The following is a 20,122-nucleotide window of genomic DNA, read 5'->3' as shown; positions in this document are numbered from 1 at the left end:
CGGATGAGCGCGTCAGAGTCGACCGATCCCACCGTCGCCGCAGCCGAGGCCGAACTCGCGCGCCTGCGCGCCGAGGCCGAGGCCGCCGAGGCGCAGCTGAAGGCGGCGCAGGCCAGGGCCGCGCTCGCGGCAGCGGAGGCAGCCGCTGCACAGGCGAAGCTCGGGGCTCCCCACCCGGTCGCTGAGTCTGAACCGGTCGCTGAGCCTGTCGAAGCGTCCAGCGGCGCAGCGGACCCTTCGACAAGCTCAGGGACCGCTGCGAGCTCAGGGACCGCTGCGAGCTCAGGGACCGCTGCGAGCTCAGGGACCGCTGCGAGCTCGGCCACGACGGCAGCGGCGCCGCCGCAGGCGCCCACCGCACCCGGCGAGGATGGCCCGCTCACCGCAGATCAGGTCGCTGCGGTCGTCAAGGGCTACACGTTCGAAAGCACGACGCTCGACCTTGGAGCGCTCGTCAACGGCGACCCGGTCGCGGAGGCGCAGATCCGCATTCCGCTCGCGATGATGAATCGTCACGGGCTCGTGGCGGGCGCGACGGGCACCGGCAAGACCCGCACCCTTCAGGGACTTGCCGAGCAGCTCGCTGCGAAGGGCGTCCCGGTGTTCGCAGCCGACATCAAGGGCGACCTGTCCGGTGTCGCGACACCCGGGGAGTCGAGCGAGAAGCTGCTGGCGCGCACACAGGCGATCGGGCAGGGATGGCAGCCCGCTGCATCCGTCACCGAGTATTTCGCGCTCGGCGGCATCGGCAAGGGCATCCCGGTGCGCGCGACCGTCTCGGGATTCGGGCCGCTGCTGCTGAGCAAAGTCCTGGGGTTGAACGAGACTCAGGAATCGAGCCTGGGTCTCGTCTTCCACTACGCCGATGCCAACGGCCTGGCCCTCGTCGACCTGTCGGACCTTCGCGCCGTGCTGAGCTGGCTCACCGGCGACGAGGGCAAGGCCGAGCTCAAGAACCTCGGGGGACTGTCGGCGGCGACGGCAGGCGTCATCCTGCGGGAACTCATCACGTTCGCCGATCAGGGCGCGGACGTCTTCTTCGGTGAGCCCGAGTTCGACGTGCGCGACTTCCTCCGCACCGCGGCCGACGGGCGCGGTGTCATCAGCCTGCTCGAGGTGCCCGGCGTCGTCGACAAGCCGGCGCTGTTCTCGACGTTCCTCATGTACCTCCTCGCGGAGCTGTTCGAGATCCTGCCCGAGGTCGGCGATCTCGACCAGCCGAAGCTCGTGTTCTTCTTCGACGAGGCGCACCTGCTCTTCAGGGACGCATCGAAGGACTTCCTCGCCGCCATCACGCAGACCGTGCGCCTCATCCGTTCGAAGGGTGTCGGGGTGTTCTTCGTGACCCAGACTCCCAAGGATGTGCCGTCAGACGTGCTGGCCCAGCTCGGATCACGCGTCCAGCATGCACTCCGCGCCTTCACGCCCGACGATGCGAAGGCGCTCCGCGCGACGGTCGGCACCTATCCGAAGTCCGGCTATGACCTCGAGCGCGTGCTGCAGGAGCTCGGCACCGGCGAGGCGATCGTGACGGTCATGAGCGAGAAGGGTGCTCCGACGCCTGTCGCGTGGACTCGGCTGCGCGCTCCGCAGGGGCTCATGTCGCCGACACCCGACCCGAAGATCGAGGCGGCGATCAAGGCATCGCTGTTGCTCGCGAAGTACGGCACGGCCATCGACCGCGAGTCGGCTCGCGAGATCCTCACCGCGAAGATGAACGCAGCCGACGAGGCCGAGGCCGCCGAGCAGGCGGCGCTCGCCAAGGCCAAGGCCGATGCCGAATTCGCCAAGCAGCAGGCCGCGATCGACAAGGCGCAGGCGGCCGCCGACAAGAAGGCTCAGCAGGAGTACGACCGGCTTCTCAAGAAGACATCCGGGACGTCCCGCACGACCCGAACAACGAGGTCGACTCAGAAGTCCGGGATCGAGCAGGTTCTGGGATCGAGGACGACGCAGACTATCCTGAACGGCGTCATTCGGGGGATTTTCGGCACCGGACGACGCTGACGCCCGCGGTCGGTCCGGCGTGGGTTCGCCTCGGGTCGAAGGGTTTTCGCGTGCGCAGTCGAGTCGCCGTCATCGGCGTGATCGTCGCCGCGGCCGCCGCCGTCGCAGGGATCAGCCTCGCGATCGCGGGTGCGGTGGGGGCGTCGACGGGTTCACCCACACCGTCGACCTCGGATCACGCCGCTCCCGAACCGGTGACCGCCACCGACTTCTGCTACGTCGAGGCGATGATCTTCTACCGGGTCGAGGCGGCCGATCTCGCGAGGGCGCTGCTCGACAAGCCGGACATCAGCGCCGAGACCGGCGCGTTCGCGGGCACGCTCGCGTCAGGCCAGGCCGCTGAACTCGAGCAACTGCGACCCTGGTACGTGGCATGGACCGGGTCGAGACCCCTCGAGCGGCCCAAGGTCGGTCCATGCGCGGGGCACGGCAGCCACACCCAGATGCCCGGGATGCCGACACCCTCACAGTGGGCTGCACTCATCGCGGCGGAGGGAGTCGATGCCGAGCGGATCTTCCTCGAGCTGCTGATCGTGCAGGACACCGCGATGGGGGACTTCGCCTCTCAGGTGCTGGCCGAGGACCCGCACTCGCGCGTGCGCGAGTCGGCCGAGCAGGTCGTGGTGCGGGGCACCGACGATATCGCAGCACTCGAGGATCTTCTCGCAGAGCTGCCTTGACGCGCCGTTGCGGTGCCTCGCCCCGATTCGTGCGATCTGTGAAGCAGGTTCGAACGACGCCGGTGCCGTGAGACCGGCCTACCCTAGCCATATGGCGACGAAGCCCCCGCGCACCGACATCGACGAGGCGAACGTCCGCGTCACTCGACCCAAGAAGGTCGCCGTCGGTGTGCCCGCGGTGCTGCATGCCCTCCAGATCTCGAACGATCAGATGGGCGTCGAGCGCAGCATCCGGAGCCTGCTGCGTGTGAATCAGAAAGACGGATTCGACTGCCCGGGCTGCGCGTGGCCCGAAGAGGACAAGCGGCACATCGCGGAGTTCTGCGAGAACGGCGCCAAGGCCGTGGCCGAAGAGGCGACGATTCGTCGCGTCGGGCCGGAGTTCTTCGCCGAGCACTCGGTCGCGGAGCTGGAGTCGCACGACGACTGGTGGCTCGGCCAGCAGGGACGACTGACGCAGCCGATGATCCTCGATGACGGCGGGACCCATTATCGTCCGATCGCATGGGATGACGCGCTGCGCGAGATCGCTGACACGCTGCGCGGGCTCGAGGATCCGAACGAGGCGATCTTCTACACCTCGGGACGCACGTCGAACGAGGCCGCGTTCCTATACCAGCTGCTGGTACGCGGGTTCGGCACCAACAACCTGCCGGACTGCTCCAACATGTGCCATGAGTCCTCGGGCTCGGCGCTCACCGAGACGATAGGGATCGGCAAGGGCACGGTCTCGATCGGCGACATCCATGAAGCCGATCTGCTGATCGTCGCTGGGCAGAACCCCGGCACGAATCACCCGCGGATGCTTTCGGCACTTGAAAAGGCGAAGAATCGGGGCGCGACGATCATCGCGGTGAATCCACTGCCCGAGGCGGGGCTCGTGAGGTTCGAGAATCCGCAGACGGTCAAGGGGGTCATGCTGGGCGGCACGAAGCTCGCTGACCAGTTCGTGCAGATCCGGTTGGGAGGCGACCAAGCTCTCTTCCAGGCGATCGGCAAGCACCTCCTCGAGTGCGAGGACGGGCTTGCACTGAGCGAGCGCCAGCGAGTCGAAGTGTCGACAGGCTCTGCGACCGTGTCCGGCGTGCTCGACCATGAGTTCATCACGGCCCACACGAGCGGATTCGACGCCTACCGTCAGGCGATTTCCGAGGTCCCTTGGCGAGAACTCGTCTCCGGCACCGGGCTGCCCGAGAAGACCCTGCGCCGCGTCGGCGAGGCCGTGAGACTCTCGAAGGCCACGATCGTGTGCTGGGCCATGGGGCTGACGCAGCACAAGCATTCCGTGGCGACTCTTCGCGACATCGTGAACGTGCTGCTCCTGCAGGGCAACATCGGCCGCACCGGCGCGGGGCTGTGTCCGGTGCGGGGCCATTCCAACGTGCAGGGCGACCGCACGATGGGCATCTACGAGAAGCCGTCCGACGCGTTCCTCGACGCCCTCGATCGCGAGTTCGACTTCCGTCCGCCGCGCGAGCATGGCCACGACACAGTGGCCGCGATCCGAGCGATGCGTGACGGCACCGCGCGTGTGTTCATGGGGATGGGGGGCAACTTCGTCAGCGCGACGCCCGACACCCTCGTCACCGAAGCAGCACTGCGGCGCACCGATCTCTCAGTGCAGGTATCGACGAAGCTGAACCGGTCGCATGTCGTCACCGGTCGCAGGGCCATCATCCTGCCGACCCTCGGCCGCACCGACCGCGACCGGCGCGGCGGCGGCGAGCAGCGTGTCACCGTCGAGGACTCCATGGGGGCCGTTCACGCCTCGCGCGGTCGGCTCTCGCCTCCGTCCGAGGATCTGCTCAGCGAGGTCGCCATCGTCGCGCGACTCTGCGAGCTGCTTTTCGGCCCGGCGGTCGGAGCCCGGCCGAGCTCTGAGATCGACGTCGACGCCGCGGTCGAGGTCGACCACGGTCAGCCCGAGCACACCGAGATTCCGTTCGACGCACCTGCGGTCGATGACTCGAAGGGGCCCGCGTCGAGAGGTGCCGGGGTGCGGCATCCGCACAACGCCCCGCAGGCAGACTGGGCGGCGCTCGAGCATGACTACGCGCTGATCCGTCAGCACATCGCGGCGGTGGTGCCGGGATTCGAGGACTTCGAGGACTCCATCGACAAGGGCCGCACCCTGTTCCTGCCGAACGGCCCGCGTGATGAGCGGCGGTTCGCGACCGCCGACGGCAGGGCGCGATTCACCGTGAACCCGCTGGAGTACCCCGTGATCCCGCGCGGCCGACTGCTGTTGCAGACGCTGCGCTCGCACGACCAGTACAACACCACGATCTACGGCAAGGATGACCGCTACCGCGGCATCCACGGCGGTCGGCGCGTGATCATGGTGAACCCGAAGGACATTCAGGTCCTCGGCTTCGCGGATGGGCAGATCGTCGACATCGTGTCGGAGTGGACGGGCGCCGATGGCGTGGTGCAGGAGCGTCGCGCGGAGGCGTTCCGGATCGTCGGCTACTCGACCCCGCGGGGCAACGCGGCCGCGTACTATCCGGAGACGAACGTGCTCGTTCCCCTCGACTCGGTCGCGGATGTCAGTGGCACGCCGACCTCGAAGTCCGTGGTCGTGCGGCTCGAGCGTCGCGAGGCTTGACGTCTCAGCATCCGCCCGAGAATCTAGGCTGAAGTCATGCCCTATCGCGCCGCGGTCATCACCGTATCGGACCGCTCCGCGTCGGGCGAGCGAGCTGACGCGAGTGGGCCGGTTGCCGTGGCTGCCCTGAGCGAGGCAGGTTTCGCCTGCGACGACGCGACGATCGTGCCCGACGGTGCAGACAGCGTCGAGATCGCGCTCCGCGCCACGATCAAGATCGGTGCGCGTCTCATCGTCACGACGGGGGGCACCGGGATCGGGCCACGAGACGCCACCCCCGAGGGAACCGAGCGGGTCGTGACGCGCTTCGTGCCCGGCATCGCCGAGGAACTCCGCCGACGCGGTGCGGCCGAGAAGCCCGCGGGAATGCTCACCCGCGGGATCGCAGGCGTCGTCGATGGCGCCGGGGTGCTGATCGTCAATCTCCCCGGATCGCCATCGGGTGTCGCCTCGGGCATGCCGGTCATCCTGTCCGTCGCGGGCCATATCCTCGATCAGCTGAGCGGGGGGGATCACACGTGACGGGGGTTCGCCACGCCGCCATCAGCGCGGAGCCTTTGGATCTCGACGCACATCTGACCGCGATCGACGATGCCGCGGCGGGTGCGGTGACCACCTTTGTGGGGCGCGTGCGCGATCACGATCCGGATGCCGCCACCGCCGTGGTCGCACTGGAGTACTCCGCCCATCCCGATGCCGAGGCTGTGCTGCGGCGGATCGCTGAGACAGCGATCGCCCGCTCCGCCGCCATCGTCGCGGTGAGTCACCGGGTCGGCCGGCTCACGGTCGGTGACGCCGCGGTCGTCATCGCCGTCGCCTCACCCCATCGCGCCGAGGCGTTCGACGTGTGCCGCGCGATCATCGAGGCCATCAAGACCGACCTGCCCGTCTGGAAGCGCCAGATCGAGGCCGACGGCACCACGACCTGGCTCGGGCTGGGCGGCTGATCGATGCGGCCCCCAACCGATCGCTGAGCTTCTCGAGCGTCCGGCGGCTCGTCGACAGGCCTAGAGATCGCTTGCGTGTGGTTCCTGTCGGTGGGCGTCTCCGTCTGACCCCGAGCCGGTCGCTGAGCTTGTCGAAGCGTCCGGCGGCCCGTCGACAGGCTCACGGACCATCTTTGTATCGATCCGGGTGCCCGCCGCTAAAGGGGGAAGATCGTCCCACCGGCCATCGATGAGCGCCTCCTTCTTGGCTCGAGACCACCCCTGTACCTGCTTCTCGCGATCGAATGCGGTGTCGATGCGGTCGTGGAATTCTGCATACACGATGAGGACCGGACGCCGCTTCCGGGTGTAATTCGCGCTGAGTTCATCATCGTTGTTGTGCTCCCAGACGCGCGCATCGACATCCTTCTCGGTGCTTCCCGTGTAATAGTGCCCATCTCGGCACCGCAGTATGTACATCCATGCCACGAGCTCATCGTCGCGAAGCAGTCCCCTGAGGAATTGGTCGACGACCAGGATGTGGACGGTACACCGCGACCCGCGCGTTGGGGAGGAGCCGGTCGCTGAGCTTGTCGAAGCGTCCGGCGGCCCTTCGACGGGCTCAGGGACCGCCCGTCTCTCGCGGTTGTGGCGGGCTCGGGGTCGACCCGCGCGTTGGGGAGGAGCCGGTCGCTGAGCTTGTCGAAGCGTCCGGCGGCCCTTCGACGGGCTCAGGGACCGCCTGTCTCTCGCGGTTGTGGCGGGCTCGGGGACCGCCAGCGTCCGGCGGCCCTTCGACGGGCTCCGGGACCGCCTGTCCCCTCGCGGTTCTGACGGGTTCCGGGACCGCCTGCGTCGGCGGCCCGTCGACAGGCCTAGGGATCGCGTACTGCGGGCGGCCTGACGGAGCGGGTCAGCCGCCGGCGAAGGGCGGCAACACGTCGACGAGGTCATCAGACCCGAGCGGAGCGTCGTCGTCCACCCGTGCGCCGCCGACCAAGACTGCGCAACGGGGCAGGATGCCGCCGATCGCGGGATGCTCCACGGCGACGGCGCGTCGCAGCGCACCGAGTGTGGGCTCGCCCCGCCGCTCCTGGTCGACGCCGGTCGCCTCCTGCGCGGCCGCGAAGTATCTGACGAGCGCCACTACGCCTCCCACATCTCGGCGAGAGCGCCGACGGCGGCGAGGGCTTCACGCACGGCATCGGCATCGGCCCCTTTCCGGCCCGCGACGAGGCCGGCCACGAACGCGCCGAGCGGTGCGGCAGGGCGTGCGACGCCGTTCGCGACCACGCGCGTGAGGTCGAGGACCGCGGCGACGGGCACGTCATCGGGGCCCAGATCGAAGCGCTCGCGCAGCGCCGCTGCCCAGTCGTCGAGCGCTTCCGGAGGCAAGGTGCGGGACTCGTCGCTCATGGAACTTCCTCCGTCATGGGTTCGCGGCGCGCGTGCGCGCCCTCTCCAGATCCTGCCACGTGTCGATGTCGTCGGTCAGATCGCCGGCAACCGTCACGACGGTGATGGCGAGGTCTTCGACCAGATTCCGCACCGCTGCGTTGCGACCGTGGTCGGGCAGGGCAGCCCCTGCTCGGTGCAGCGCCTCGGTGCGGTAGATGCCCGTCAGCCATTGCGGACGGCTCGACGCGTCGGCCAGACAGATGCCGTCCGCGTCACGCGGCACAAACGCGAGGTCGGCGGTCAGTCGTGCGACGGCGCGGGTGGGGCGGGCGAGGTCGCACGCGAGCAGGAACGTCCATTCGGGCAACCTGACGGCCCGATCCCATGCTTCGAGCACCGCGACCGCACCGGCGACCGGCCCTCCGAAGGGCGGATCCTCACGAACCCACTCGACGTCCAGGTCCTCGTCGAGCACCGCCGCGGCGATGGTGATCGGGCGGGCACCGGCATCCTGAACCGCAGTCACCGTCGCGGCGAGAAGAGTTCGCCCCCCGACCTCGAAGAGGGGCTTGGACGCGCCGCCGACGCGCGAAGCGCGGCCGCCGGCGAGCAGGATGGCACCCAGGTCGGATGCCGCGTCAGGAAGTGCCACGAGAGTCACTCCTCGCCCGGCCGCACCCAATCGCCGCTCTTTCCGCCCGTCTTGGCCACCAGGCGTACGTTCTCGATCGCGGTGCCCTTGTCGAGCGCTTTGACCATATCGACGATTGCCAGGGCGGCCACTGCGACGGCGGTCAGCGCTTCCATCTCGACACCTGTGCGGTCGGCGGTCCGGACGGTCGCTTCGATGACGACGCCGGCATCTTCGATGGTCAGGTCGATGGCGGCGCCGTGCACCCCGATCACGTGGGCGAGCGGAAGCAGGTCGGGCGTGCGCTTGGCGGCCTGTATGCCGGCGATCCGTGCGACGGCGAGCACATCGCCCTTCGGCACGGTGCCGTCGCGCAGCGCCGCGACCACGTCGGTGCTGCACCGCACGAACCCACGCGAGGTGGCCGCGCGCACGGTCGGCGTCTTCTGCGTGACATCCACCATGCGAGCGTGACCGGCGTCATCGAGGTGCGTGAAACTCATGAGATCAGCATGACATCGACCTCGTCGCCGGTGCCGACGGTATCGATCTCGGCGGGAACGACGGCGTATGCCTCGGCGCGGCCGAGACCGCCCGCGAGGTGCGAGCCGCCTGCGGTGACGGGGATGGCGCGCCAGTCCCCGGGGTCGGTGCGGTCGATCGCGACAGGCAGGTACTGGGCGCGTCCGCGCGGCGTGCGCCAGCCCGTCGCGGCGCGGATGCGGATCGTCGGGCGGCCCACGTCGTTGCGACCCTGCATCCGAAGCAGCGCGGGGCGCACGAAGACCTCGAACGAGACGGCGGCGCTCACCGGGTTTCCGGGCAGTCCGAACAGCAGGGTTCCAGCCTCCGTGGCACCGAACCCCTGCGGCTTGCCCGGCTGCATCCGCACCTTGGAGAACGCCATGGTGTCTGCGAGCGTGTTCTTCACGACCTCGTACGCGCCCGCGCTCACCCCTCCGGAGAAGACCACGACGTCGGCGCCGAGGGCTTCGGCCTCGGCGATCGCGATGCGCGGGCCGTCACCGTCGTCGGGCACCGTCGCACGGAACACGACTTCGGCGCCGGACTCGGCGGCAAGTCCGGCGAGCAGCTCGCTGTTGGACTCCGGTATCTGCCCACGGCGCAGGGGAGCGCCGGGCGGAACGAGTTCGGATCCGGTCGAGACCACCGCAACGCGCGGCAGGCGTGAGACGACGACCTCGGCGACGCCGGCGGCGGCCGCGGCCGCGACTTGCAGGGCTCCGAAGACCGTCCCGGCGTCGAGCAGCCGGTCGCCGACGACGGCGTCGGCACCGGCGCGGCGGATGTGGGCGCCGAGGGAGTTCGGCGCGTGCACGACGCTGATCCGTCCGAGCGAATCCGCGAGGCCGCCGGCGGTGTCCTCGAACGGCACGACAGCGGTCGCGGCGGTCGGCGCGGGGGAGCCGGTCATGATGCGAGCCGCTTCGCCCGGCGCCAGTGGGGGATCCAGCTCCGTGCCGGCAGGCAGGTCTGCGACGACGGTCAGGCTCACGGGCGAATCGGGCGACGCGTGCTCGACGTCTTCGAAAAGCACGGCGAACCCGTCCATCGCAGAGTTGTCGAACACCGGGATGTCGACTCGAGCTGTCACGGGCTCGCGGAGCGTGCGTCCACGTGCGGCCGAGATCGGAACGGTCGACGCTTCGAGCAGGGTGACCGCGTCGAGGATCGCAGCGAGGTGGTCGTCGATCGAGATGAGGCCGTCGGCACCGGGCCGGGAGCCGACGCTCACGCGGTGACCCGCGGCAGTGAGGACGCGTCCCACGCGTCCATTCCGCCGGTGAGAACGGATGCCGGAATCCCCGCCTGCTGCAGGGCTCGTGCGGCGCGGAGGGCTCGTGCACCGACCTTGCACACCACCACAAGGGGTCCTGAGCCGACGACGGCAGGATCTGAGAGCACCTCGTCGAGGGGGATCGTGATGGCGCCGGGGATCACGCCCTCGGCGGTCTCGTACGGCTCGCGGACATCGAGGATGGTCGCGCCATCGGCCTGTGCGGCAAGTGCAGCGGTGAGGTCGACGTGAGGGATGGGAGCGAGACGCGTGCGCGGCTCGGCGGGACCGACGCTCGAGCGCAGCGGCACCTCGTCGGTGCGACCGCGCAGGGCGTCGATCACGAGCACCCGGCCGAGGAGGGGCTCGCCGACGCCGGTCACCAGCTTGATGGTCTCGGTCGCGAGAATCGCCCCGACCTGCATGCAGAGCGACCCGAGCACTCCGACCTGCTCGCATGTCGGGACGTCGCCGACGCTCTCGGGCGGGTACAGATCGGCCAGCCGGACGGCGGGGGCTCCGGCGGGCGGGGTCGACCAGAACACCGTCACCTGCGCGTGGAACTCCTGCACGACGCCCCACACCAGGGGGACACCGAGGTCCTCACACGCCGACGCCACCGCCTCGCGCGTATCGAAGGTGTCGGTGCCGTCGACGACCACGTCCGCCCCGGCGAGGAGCTCCCTGGCGTTGTCTGCGGTGAGCCACGCCCTGACGGGGTCGACGACGGTCCGCGGCGACAGGTCCGCGGCGGTCCTGACGGCGGAGCCGACCTTGGGCTCGCCGACATCCTGCACTCGATGCATGATCTGTCGCTGGAGATTCGATGCCTCGACCGCGTCGTCGTCGATGACCGTCAGTGTGCCGACGCCGGCCGCGGCGAGCGCCAGCACGACCGGGGATCCGAGTCCACCGGCCCCGACGACCGCGACGTGCGCGGCTGCAAGGCGTCGTTGGCCGAGTTCGCCGAAACCGGCGAGACGGGTGTGCCGCGCCGTGCGGGTGCGTTCGTCGTCTTCGAGCGCCGCGACCGGCTCCACCAGCGGGGGAAATGGCATGCACCCAGGCTACGACCGCGCGGGCGGGGCGGCGCCGGGCATGAGCGGGCCGGTCACGCAGGTCACGGGCCCGTCGAAGCGGCCGGCGGTCCTTCGACAAGCTCAGGGACCGTCGGCGAGTGACCGAGCGGGCGGAATATGCCCGCACTTGCGGCAGTATTCCCACCTTTCACCCGCAGATGCGGTGATATCGTGCGAGGATGTCCACCTTCAAGATCGCCGAGGCTGCCCGTCTGCTCGGTGTGAGCGACGACACCGTGCGGCGATGGGTCGACGGGGGCACTCTCCCGACGACGGGCTCGTCGCCGATCGAAATTCCGGGCGAGGCGCTCGCCGCACGTGCCGTGGAACTCGCGTCCGGACCGCACGATCCCGGCGACGTGCTCTCGAGTGCGCGGAATCGCTTCGTGGGCATCGTCACCAAGGTGCAGGTGGATGGCGTCATGGCCCAGGTCGACATCCAAGCCGGTCCGCATCGTGTGGTGTCGCTGATGTCGGCCGAGGCGGTGCGTGAGCTGGGGCTCGAGGTGGGCGCGCTCGCGGTCGCCGTCGTCAAGGCCACCTCCGTCATCGTCGAGACGAAGAAGGACTGATGCCGCGTCGCATGCTCCTCCCCGTCACCCTGCTCGCAGTCGCCTTGGCGCTCGCCGGATGCGCGACAGCCCGGGACTCGGAGGCCGGATCCACCTCCGATTCCGCACCCGCCGCCACGGAGCTGTCCGGTGATCTCACGATCTACGCCGCAGCCTCGCTGGGGACCGCGTTCGATGTGCTCGCCGCGAACTTCGAGGCGCAGCATCCGAGCGTCGACGTGATGCCCATCGTCTACGACGGCTCGAGTACGCTCGCGACCCAGCTCATCGAGGGCGCACCCGCAGACGTCTTCGCATCGGCGGACGAGAAGAACATGCAGAAGGTCGTCGACGAGGGACTCGCCGAGGGCCCCGCGCTCTTCGCCTCGAACACCCTCGTGATCGCGACGCCGAAGGGCAACCCCGGCGACGTCCACGACCTCGAGGACCTCGCCGATCCCGCTCTCACGGTGGTCCTGTGTGCTCCCGAAGTGCCCTGCGGCGCGGCATCCGAAACCCTGCTCGCCGACGAGGGCGTCCAGGTGACACCCGCGAGCCTCGAGCAGAACGTGACGGCCGTCCTCACGAAGGTCGCCGCGGATGAGGCCGACGCCGGACTCGTGTATGCGACGGACGTTCTCGACAACCCCGTTGTGGAGTCGATCGTGCCGACCGGCGCCGCGGGTGTCGTCAACCACTATCCGATCGTGTCGTTGACGGATGCCGCAGACCCCGCGATCGCCGCAGCCTTCGTCGATTACGTCCTCAGCCCCGAGGGCAAGGAGGTGCTGGCAGGCCTCGGGTTCGGAGGCCCGTGACCCGCCGCCGTGAGATCGGCGGCTTCGTTCCCCAGGTGCTCGCGATCCCCGCGGTGCTGGGGCTCGCGCTGCTCGTCCTCCCGCTCGCCGCGCTGGTGTTCCGTGTCGAGTGGTCGACGCTCTGGCACGACATCACGGCACCCGCGGCGATCGCCGCGCTCGGGCTTTCGCTGCAGACCGGGCTGATCGCGACAGGGCTCTGCGTCATCCTCGGCGTGCCGCTCGCACTGGCCATCGCGCGGATGCCGCATAGGCCTGCGGCGGTGGTGCGGGCCTTCGTCACGGTCCCGCTGGTCCTCCCGCCCATGGTGGGCGGCGTGGCGCTGCTCTTCCTCTTCGGTCGCAGCAGCTGGCTCGGCGGCGTTCTGGCGGATGTCGGCATCCGCGTGCCGTTCACGACGACGGCGGTGGTCCTCGCGCAGGCATTCGTCGCGCTGCCCTTCCTCGTGCTCGCCCTGGAGGCCTCACTGCGGACCACGGGCGTGGGCTACGAGCAGACGGCGGCGGCGCTCGGCGCACCGCGGTGGACGATCCTCTGGCGGGTCACGCTGCCGCTTGCAGCGCCCGGCCTCGTCGCGGGCGTGATTCTGTGCTTCGCCCGGGCGGTCGGCGAATTCGGCGCGACGGCGCTGTTCGCCGGCAACGCGCCGGGCGTCACGCAGACCATGCCGCTGGCGATCTACACCGCGTTCAACGGTGCCGGAGTGACGCAGGGGAGCGCTGTCGCGCTGTCGCTGCTGCTGCTCGTGACCGCGGTGACCGTCCTGCTGCTGGTGCGTGCGTGGCGCCCGGGCGGTGTGCGGTGACGGGGCTCGATGTCGAGGTCGTCATCGAGCGCGGTGGATTCCGGCTCGATGTCGCACTTGCCACCTCGCGACGCGAAGTCATCGCCGTGATGGGTCCGAGCGGCGCCGGAAAGTCGACCCTGCTCGCGGCCATCGCGGGGCTTGTCCGCCCCGACTCGGGGCACGTGCGGGTGCGAGAGGTCGAGGTCTCGGGGCAGGTGCAGGTCACCCCCGCGAAGCGCGGTGTGGTGCTGCTCGGGCAGGAGCCGCGGCTCTTCCCCCACATGGACGCCCGCACCAACGTCGCGTTCGGACTGCGTGCGCGTGGGGTGGATCGTGCGGCGGCGCGGGAACGGGCGGACGAGTGGCTGCTGCGGGTCGGCCTGGGGGGAGTCGGCCAGCTGCGCCCTGCAGTGCTGTCCGGTGGACAGCAGCAGCGCGTGGCGCTCGCCCGTGCGCTTGCGACCGAGCCCGCTGCGCTGCTGCTCGACGAACCGCTGACATCGCTCGACCCGGGCACGGCGGACGGCATCCGTGTGGTCCTCGGCGAACAGCTCGCCGCGGCCGACACCACCACGATCATCGTGACCCACGACGTCGTCGACGCCGCCGCGCTGGCGAGCCGCCTGCTGATCATCGAGGACGGCCGGATCGCCCAGGATGCGGCGGTCCGCGAAGTGTTCCGCGCTCCGGCGTCGCCGTTCGCGGCGACCGTCGCAGGCGTCAACCGGGTGGTCGGCACCGCACGCGCGGGCGTGTGGGCGGGGGGCGACCCCGTGGTGCACATCGCGGCGGGGGATGCGGCATCCCGTTTCGCGCTCTCTCACGAGGGCGCGCCCGTCGCCGCGGTCTTCGCACCGTCGGCCGTGCGCCTGACCCGTGCTGACGAGCCGTGGGCACCGACGCGGGGTTCGGCACAGCCGGGGGAGTGGACCACGCATGTCGAACGCCTCGAGCAGACCCCCTCCGGGGTGCGCGTCCACACCCGCGCCCCGAGCGTCGCGGCCGACTTGACGCCCGACGCGGTCGCCGCCCTCTCGCTGCGACCGGGGACTCCGGTGCGGCTCGTCGTGGCCGGCGCCGACGTGCGGGTTCACGCGGCGGAATGATTCGCCGGCGAGTCACCGGTGACTTGTACACTCGGCGGATGACTCGCATCCGCCCCTTCCAGCCTGGGGACGAGCCCGCGCTTGCCGAGATCTGCCTGCTGACGGCGGATGCCGGCGCCGACGCGACCGGCATCCTCGATGATGACGAGCTCTGGGCTCAGGTCTTCGTGCTGCCGTACGTGGAACGTCACCCCGAGCTCGCCTTCGTCGTCGAGACGGACGATGGTCGGGTCGTCGGGTACATCGTCGGGACGCCCGACACCGCCGCGTTCGAGGACTGGTTCCACGACGAGTGGTGGCCGGAGCGCGGGGAGCCGTGGCCACGGCCCGAGGCTGAGGTGTCGCGCCAGGACGGCATCCTCATCTACGCGTATTCGCGGCGTGCGGGTGCGGAGCCGTACAGTGCCGAGTACCCCGCGCACCTGCACATCGACCTGCTTCCCGAGGCGCAGGGCCAGAGCTGGGGGCGTCGCCTCATCGACACGCTGGTCGCCGCGCTGCGGGAGCGAGGCGTGTCGGGGCTGCATCTCGTCGCCGCGTCCGACAACGTCGGGGCAGTCGCGTTCTACCCCCGCGTCGGGTTCACGCCGATTCCGTCGCACCCCGGCGTGCAGGCGTTCGCGAAGACCCTGTAGCGGATCTGACCGCACGGATCTCACAGCGAGCGATTCGTCAAGCCCCGAAGTCGGATCAGCGACACGCGTAGCCTTCGGGCATGGACGACCTTTCCGCGCCGACCGGGCGTGAGCCCGAACTGACCGCTCTCCCGCGCCCGGACGGCAGCGCGCCGATCGCCGTCGTCTTCGGTGGCACCGGATACATCGGCGGGCGCCTCGTGCCCCGCCTGATCGCCGCGGGCTATCGCGTGCGAGTGGTCGCACGCGATGTGTCGCGCATCCGGGCTTTCTCGTGGGGCAGCGAGGTCGAGGCGTTCGCGGGCGATGCCGCGGATCCGGATGCCGTCGCACCGGCCGTCGATGGCGCGGATGTGCTGTACTACCTCGTCCACTCGATGTCGGCCGGCAAGGGATTCGAAGACACCGACCGCAAGGCTGTCGAGACCGTGTCTCGGGCAGCGGCAGCGGCCGCCGTCAGCCGGATCGTGTACCTCGGCGGACTGCATCCGGATGACGCGAAGCTGTCGCCGCACCTTCGTTCCCGCGTCGAGGTCGGCGAGGTCTTCCTCGCTTCGGGCGTGCCCACGCTCGTGCTGCAGGCCGGGGTGGTGATCGGCTCGGGCTCGGCGTCGTTCGAGATGGTCAGGCACCTCACCGACGTGCTGCCCTACATGCCCGCGCCGCGGTGGGTGCGCAACCGCATCCAGCCGATCGCGGTGCGGGACGTCCTGCACTATCTACTCGGTGCCGCGCGCGTCGCGCCCGACGTGAATCGCGCCGTCGACATCGGCGGACCGGACGTGCTTCGGTACGGCCAGATGATGAACGGATACGCCGTCGAAGCAGGGCTGCGGCAACGGGCGATCGCCGCGCTCCCGGTGCTCACGCCGAGTCTCGCCTCGCACTGGGTCAATCTCGTGACGCCGATCCCGCGCGCGATCGCGCGGCCGCTCGTGGAATCGCTGCAGAACGAGTGCGTCATGAAGAACCATGACATCGATGCCCTCATCCCGCCACCGGTGGACGGGCTGACCCCCTATCGACAGGCCGTCGCGCTGGCGCTCGGCCGCGTCCGCGGCGACCAGGTGGAGACGAGCTGGCTGGATGCCGAGGTGCTGGGTGTGCCGAGCGACGGGCTGCCGAGCGACCCGGACTGGGCCGGGAAGACCGTCTTCGTCGATGCGCGGACCTCTTTCACGACGGCCGCTCCCTCCCAGCTGTGGCGGGTCATCGAAGGGATCGGCGGCGAGAACGGGTGGTACTCGACCCCCCTGCTGTGGGCGATCCGCGGCTGGATGGATCGCCTCGTCGGCGGCATCGGTCTCGCCCGCGGCCGGCGCAGCCGCGCGAGGCTCGAAGTCGGGGACGCATTGGATTTCTGGAGAGTCGAGACCATCGAGCGCGGCTCGTTCCTGCGACTGCGTGCCGAGATGAAGGTGCCCGGACTGGCGTGGCTCGAGCTGCGCGCATCGCGTGAGGGCGACGGGTCGCGCTATGACCAGCGAGCGGTGTTCTTCCCGCAGGGGCTCGCCGGTCGGCTGTACTGGCTCGCCGTGCTGCCGTTCCACGGCTTCATCTTCCGCGGCATGGCGAATCGCATCGCCGCCGCGGCGGAGGCAGAGGTCACCGAGTCGGCCGTGGCCGCAGCGGCCTGACCGCGGCAGTCTGACCGCAGCAGTCTTCGAGACGGCCGGCTGGTCAGGCCTGGACGAGCCTGCCCTCATGGATCCGCACGGTTCTGTCGACGAGACCGGCCGGCACCGTCACGTGCGAGATGAGCACGACGGCCTGGTCGGCGCCGACGGCTGACAGCAGGTCGGTGAGCAGGACATCGGATGCCTCGGGGTCGACGCCCGCAGTCGGCTCGTCGAGCACCAGCACCGGAAAGCCGCGCAGCAGAGCACGCGCGAGCGAGATGCGCTGCGCCTGACCGCCCGAGACGAGCGCACCGCGCTCTCCCACGCGCGCGGAGAGTCCGCCGCGCGCTTCCAGCCACGACCCCAATCCGACTCGCTCGAGCGCGGCCTCGAGCTGCGCGTCGGATGCGGAGTCGTCCGCGAACAGCAGATTCTGGCGGATGTCCTCGTCGAACATCATCGGCCGTTGCTCGCACAGCCCCACGGTCAGGCGCACGTCATCGTTCGCCAGGTCGTGCACCGATCGCTTGCCGATGTCATAGGTCCCGTCGGTCTCGAGGAAGCGCACGAGAGCGTGCGCGAGGGTGGATTTTCCGGCGCCGCTCGAGCCGATCACGAGTAGGCGTTCGCCTGGGCGGATGTCGAGATCCACGTCACGCAGCGCGGGCAGCGTCGCCCCCGGCCAGCTCACCGACGCGCCGCGCAGAGTGAGGCCCACCCCGAGCGGTGGCGCTTCACCGACGGCTGGAACGCTCTCGGGTGCGAGGCCGTCGGGCGGCACGGTCGGCACCGATCCCGCGATGCGCGCGGCCGACGAGTGCACCTGGCGCCACGCCGACGCCGCCATCGGCACCGACGCGAACACTTCGAAGACGGCCATCGGCACCAGCACCACCACGGCCACGAGCGGTCCGGTGAGGGTTCCGGATGCCGCCGCCGGTGCGCTTGCGAGCACTGCGGCGATGGATGCCACCCCCGCGGCGAGCGAGACGATCGCGGCGGTCCCGGCCTGAGCACCGGCGCGGCGGGTGATCGCATCGCGGAGCCTCGCATCGGCCGAGTCGATGACGCGGCGACTCTGCTCCTCGGCGCCGTAGGCGATCAGCACGTCCAGGCTGCCGAAGTGGTCATGGACGGCGTCGGCGAGCACCGCTCGGAGGGGTGCGATGTCGCGCTCGGCCCTGGCGCCGGCGACCCACCCCCACAGCCACGCGACGACACCCGCGACGACGAGGCACACGAGCATCGTGAGGGCGGCCGGCCACCACACGATCGCGATGAAGACGACGGCGGCGATCGCGACCGTCGCCGACGAGACGAGGGGCTGAACCACACGCAGTGGCAGGTTCTGGAGCTCATCGACGTCGTCGACGAGTGCGCCGAGAACGGATCCGCGCCGTGTCCGCGAGAGGCCGTCGGGGGCAAGCGGCACCAGCCGCCGCACCAGCGATGCGCGGGTCGCCGCGAGCTGTCGCAGTGCGGCGTCATGGCCGGCGAGACGCTCCAGGTAGCGGAAGACCGCGCGCGAGAGAGCGAAGAATCGCACACCGACCACGGCGACGGAGAGATAGAGCAGGTCCGGCTGCTCGCTCGCGCGCACGATGAGCCACGCGCTCACGGCGAGGAGCGCAACGGCGGATGCCTCGGCCGCGAATCCCGCCGCGAGGGACGGCCAGAACCGTCGCACGCGGGGCAGTGCGCCGCGCAGCACCGACGCCGTCGTCGCCGGCAACGCGGATTCCGTCGCCGCGTCGGTCGTCACGCGATCACCTCGCTCAGCTCGAGGCGGATGACGTCATCGGCGATCGCGCGGGCGCTCACTCGATGCGAGATCAGCACCACGACAGCTCCCTCATCCGCCAGCTCCCTCACCGCACGCCACAACCGGCGCTCGGTCTCGGGGTCGAGCGCGGAGCTCGGCTCGTCGAGAGCGACGACCGACCCGAAGCCGCGCAGGTGCCGATAGAGCGCTCGTGCGACGGCGACGCGCTGCGCCTGTCCGCCCGACAGACCCGCGCCCTGCACGCCGAGCTCGGCATCCGGATCGATGTCGTCGGCGCAGGCGAGTGCGAGCGCGCGAGCGACATGCGTCGCATCCGGCGCGGGGTCACCCAGTGCGACGTTGTCGCGCACCCGGCCGGAGATGAGGCCGGGCTGCTGACCCGCCCACGCGAGCCACGTCGACGGCGCGAGGTCGCGGACCTCGTGGTCGCCGAAGCTCGCCTGCCCGTCGAACTCGGCGGCGCCGCGAAGCGCAGCGAAGACGCTGGACTTTCCGACCCCGCTCGGTCCTTCGAGGAGGGTCACGGTGCCGGGCCGTGCGGTCAGTGTCGCGGGCGCGAGGAGGCGGTCGCCGCGACGGACGCGGAGTCCCTCGACAACCAGCACGGGAGCGGACCCGGGCGCTGCCGGTCGGCTGGCCGGCTCCGGCGGCTGGACCGTCCGTGCACGCGCTCCTGCGGCATCCAGCACGTCGAAGACGTCATCGGTCGCGGCGACGCCCTCGGACGCGGCATGGAACTGCACGCCGACCTGCCGCAGTGGCAGGTATGCCTCGGGGGCCAGGAGCAGCACGAACAGACCGACCGTAAGGGTGAGCAGCCCGTCGAGCAGCCGGAAGCCGATGGACACCGCGATGATCGCCACGGAGATGCTCGCGAGGAACTCGAGCGCGAACCCCGAGAGGAACGACACGCGCAGCACCTTCATGGTCTCGTGCCGATACTCGCCGGTGACCTGCTCGATGGATGCCGCCGCCCGGTGCTGTCGTCCGAAGACCTTGAGCGTCGACAGGCCCTGGACGGTGTCGGCGAAGCGCGCGGCCAGGCGCTGCAGGGTGCGCCACTGCCTCTGCTGCACGGCACGGGTCGCCATGCCGATCAGCACCATGAAGATCGGGATGAGGGGGAGCGTGAGGATCACCGTGAGACCCGAGATCCAGTCCTGCCACCACATCACCGCGATGATGAGTGGCATCGCGATCACCGTCTGCACGAGCTGGGGCAGGTAACGGCCGAAGTACGCCTCGAGCGCCTCGAGCCCGCGTCCTGCCGTGACGGCGAGGGCGGCGGAGTTGCGGCTCGCCAGCCAGTCGGGGCCGAGGTCGCCGACCGCGGTGACGAGGCTCGTTCGCAGCTGCGTCTGGACACGGGCGGCCGCACGTGCCGCGACCCGCTCGCGGAGCCACAGCAGCACCGCGCGGGCGGTCACAACGGCTGCGAGCGCAGTGAGCGTCGTTGCGAGGTCCGCGGGCGGCATCCCGTCGATCGCGCCGACGATCGCTCGCGTCAGCAGCCAGGCGAAGGCGACGATGACGGCGGTCTGGGCGAGGCTGATCGCCGCAAGCGCGACGAAGAACCCGCGCGAGGCACTCGCGTACCGCAGCAGCCGAGGGTCGACGGGTCTGGACCTCGGAGGCGCCGGTTCCGGTTGCACGTCGCTGTCACTCACGTGTCGATCCTTCCACCCCACCGTTTACGGT

20 protein-coding genes are annotated in these 20,122 nt (G+C 70.2%); 11 read left to right on the top strand and 9 right to left on the bottom strand.

What is annotated here, in order from left to right; all coding sequences use genetic code 11:
* The first annotated feature begins 3 nt into the window (after positions 1–3).
* The 5 genes from ABD188_RS17550 (at position 4) to ABD188_RS17530 (ending at position 6,239) form a co-directional block, all read left to right on the top strand.
* Positions 4–2,007 (top strand): helicase HerA-like domain-containing protein, encoded by a 2,004-nt coding sequence (locus ABD188_RS17550; RefSeq protein WP_344065325.1) that lies wholly within the window; start codon positions 4–6, stop codon positions 2,005–2,007.
* Positions 2,008–2,057: 50 nt separating this feature from the next.
* A complete protein-coding gene (locus tag ABD188_RS17545; RefSeq protein ID WP_344065322.1) occupies positions 2,058–2,687 on the top strand; it encodes a DUF305 domain-containing protein in 630 nt (209 codons plus the stop codon).
* 91 nt (positions 2,688–2,778) lie between these two features.
* Complete coding sequence (locus ABD188_RS17540) at positions 2,779–5,292, top strand: FdhF/YdeP family oxidoreductase (protein WP_344065319.1); 2,514 nt, start codon at positions 2,779–2,781, stop codon at positions 5,290–5,292.
* 36 nt (positions 5,293–5,328) lie between these two features.
* Positions 5,329–5,814, top strand: coding sequence for a MogA/MoaB family molybdenum cofactor biosynthesis protein (locus ABD188_RS17535; RefSeq protein ID WP_344065317.1), 486 nt, complete (start codon positions 5,329–5,331; stop codon positions 5,812–5,814).
* A complete protein-coding gene (locus tag ABD188_RS17530) occupies positions 5,811–6,239 on the top strand; it encodes a molybdenum cofactor biosynthesis protein MoaE (protein ID WP_344065314.1) in 429 nt (142 codons plus the stop codon). The genes ABD188_RS17535 and ABD188_RS17530 overlap by 4 nt, the downstream gene beginning before the upstream one ends.
* A gap of 60 nt (positions 6,240–6,299) precedes the next feature.
* On the opposite strand, the gene ABD188_RS17525 is transcribed toward ABD188_RS17530, so the two are convergent.
* The 7 genes from ABD188_RS17525 to ABD188_RS17495 all read right to left on the bottom strand — a co-directional run bounded on the left by ABD188_RS17525 (position 6,300) and on the right by ABD188_RS17495 (position 11,103).
* Positions 6,300–6,698 carry a GIY-YIG nuclease family protein gene (locus tag ABD188_RS17525; protein WP_344067206.1) on the bottom strand — a complete coding sequence of 133 codons (399 nt, stop codon included), beginning with the start codon at positions 6,696–6,698 and terminating at the stop codon, positions 6,300–6,302.
* A gap of 433 nt (positions 6,699–7,131) precedes the next feature.
* Positions 7,132–7,365: a MoaD/ThiS family protein gene (locus ABD188_RS17520; RefSeq protein WP_344065311.1), complete on the bottom strand. Its 234-nt coding sequence runs from the start codon at positions 7,363–7,365 to the stop codon at positions 7,132–7,134.
* Positions 7,365–7,634, bottom strand: coding sequence for a DUF6457 domain-containing protein (locus tag ABD188_RS17515; RefSeq protein ID WP_344065308.1), 270 nt, complete (start codon positions 7,632–7,634; stop codon positions 7,365–7,367). The genes ABD188_RS17520 and ABD188_RS17515 overlap by 1 nt, the downstream gene beginning before the upstream one ends.
* Positions 7,635–7,647: 13 nt before the next feature.
* On the bottom strand, positions 7,648–8,268 hold the full coding sequence (gene mobA / locus ABD188_RS17510) for a molybdenum cofactor guanylyltransferase (RefSeq protein WP_344065304.1): 621 nt from the start codon (positions 8,266–8,268) through the stop codon (positions 7,648–7,650).
* 5 nt (positions 8,269–8,273) lie between these two features.
* Positions 8,274–8,750 (bottom strand): cyclic pyranopterin monophosphate synthase MoaC, encoded by a 477-nt coding sequence (gene moaC / locus ABD188_RS17505; RefSeq protein WP_344065302.1) that lies wholly within the window; start codon positions 8,748–8,750, stop codon positions 8,274–8,276.
* The gene (locus ABD188_RS17500) at positions 8,747–10,003 is read right to left on the bottom strand and encodes a molybdopterin molybdotransferase MoeA (protein WP_344065299.1); all 1,257 of its coding nucleotides are present in this window, start codon (positions 10,001–10,003) and stop codon (positions 8,747–8,749) included. Before ABD188_RS17500 ends, moaC begins: the two co-directional genes overlap by 4 nt.
* Positions 10,000–11,103, bottom strand: a complete 1,104-nt coding sequence (locus tag ABD188_RS17495) for a ThiF family adenylyltransferase (protein ID WP_344065296.1) — start codon at positions 11,101–11,103, stop codon at positions 10,000–10,002. The genes ABD188_RS17500 and ABD188_RS17495 overlap by 4 nt, the downstream gene beginning before the upstream one ends.
* 200 nt (positions 11,104–11,303) lie before the next feature.
* On the opposite strand from ABD188_RS17495, the gene ABD188_RS17490 reads away from it, so the two are divergent.
* From ABD188_RS17490 to ABD188_RS17465, 6 genes are all read left to right on the top strand, one after another.
* On the top strand, positions 11,304–11,696 hold the full coding sequence (locus ABD188_RS17490) for a TOBE domain-containing protein (protein ID WP_344065294.1): 393 nt from the start codon (positions 11,304–11,306) through the stop codon (positions 11,694–11,696).
* On the top strand, positions 11,696–12,493 hold the full coding sequence (gene modA, locus ABD188_RS17485) for a molybdate ABC transporter substrate-binding protein (protein WP_344065292.1): 798 nt from the start codon (positions 11,696–11,698) through the stop codon (positions 12,491–12,493). The genes ABD188_RS17490 and modA overlap by 1 nt, the downstream gene beginning before the upstream one ends.
* Positions 12,490–13,299, top strand: a complete 810-nt coding sequence (locus ABD188_RS17480) for an ABC transporter permease (protein WP_344065289.1) — start codon at positions 12,490–12,492, stop codon at positions 13,297–13,299. The genes modA and ABD188_RS17480 overlap by 4 nt, the downstream gene beginning before the upstream one ends.
* On the top strand, positions 13,296–14,387 hold the full coding sequence (locus ABD188_RS17475; protein WP_344065286.1) for a sulfate/molybdate ABC transporter ATP-binding protein: 1,092 nt from the start codon (positions 13,296–13,298) through the stop codon (positions 14,385–14,387). The genes ABD188_RS17480 and ABD188_RS17475 overlap by 4 nt, the downstream gene beginning before the upstream one ends.
* Before the next feature lie 38 nt (positions 14,388–14,425).
* Positions 14,426–15,022 carry a GNAT family N-acetyltransferase gene (locus ABD188_RS17470; RefSeq protein WP_344065283.1) on the top strand — a complete coding sequence of 199 codons (597 nt, stop codon included), beginning with the start codon at positions 14,426–14,428 and terminating at the stop codon, positions 15,020–15,022.
* A gap of 80 nt (positions 15,023–15,102) precedes the next feature.
* Positions 15,103–16,659 (top strand): SDR family oxidoreductase, encoded by a 1,557-nt coding sequence (locus tag ABD188_RS17465; protein ID WP_344065280.1) that lies wholly within the window; start codon positions 15,103–15,105, stop codon positions 16,657–16,659.
* A gap of 43 nt (positions 16,660–16,702) precedes the next feature.
* On the opposite strand, the gene cydC is transcribed toward ABD188_RS17465, so the two are convergent.
* Both cydC and cydD read right to left on the bottom strand, forming a co-directional pair.
* Positions 16,703–18,403 (bottom strand): thiol reductant ABC exporter subunit CydC, encoded by a 1,701-nt coding sequence (cydC, locus tag ABD188_RS17460; protein ID WP_344065277.1) that lies wholly within the window; start codon positions 18,401–18,403, stop codon positions 16,703–16,705.
* The gene (gene cydD / locus ABD188_RS17455; protein WP_344065274.1) at positions 18,400–20,091 is read right to left on the bottom strand and encodes a thiol reductant ABC exporter subunit CydD; all 1,692 of its coding nucleotides are present in this window, start codon (positions 20,089–20,091) and stop codon (positions 18,400–18,402) included. Before cydD ends, cydC begins: the two co-directional genes overlap by 4 nt.
* Positions 20,092–20,122 lie beyond the last annotated feature (31 nt).

Source organism: Microbacterium pumilum (assembly GCF_039530225.1).
GTDB lineage: Bacteria > Actinomycetota > Actinomycetes > Actinomycetales > Microbacteriaceae > Microbacterium > Microbacterium pumilum.
The sequence above is the reverse complement of the archived record's forward strand: the minus strand, read 5'-3'. Positions and strand labels throughout refer to the sequence as shown.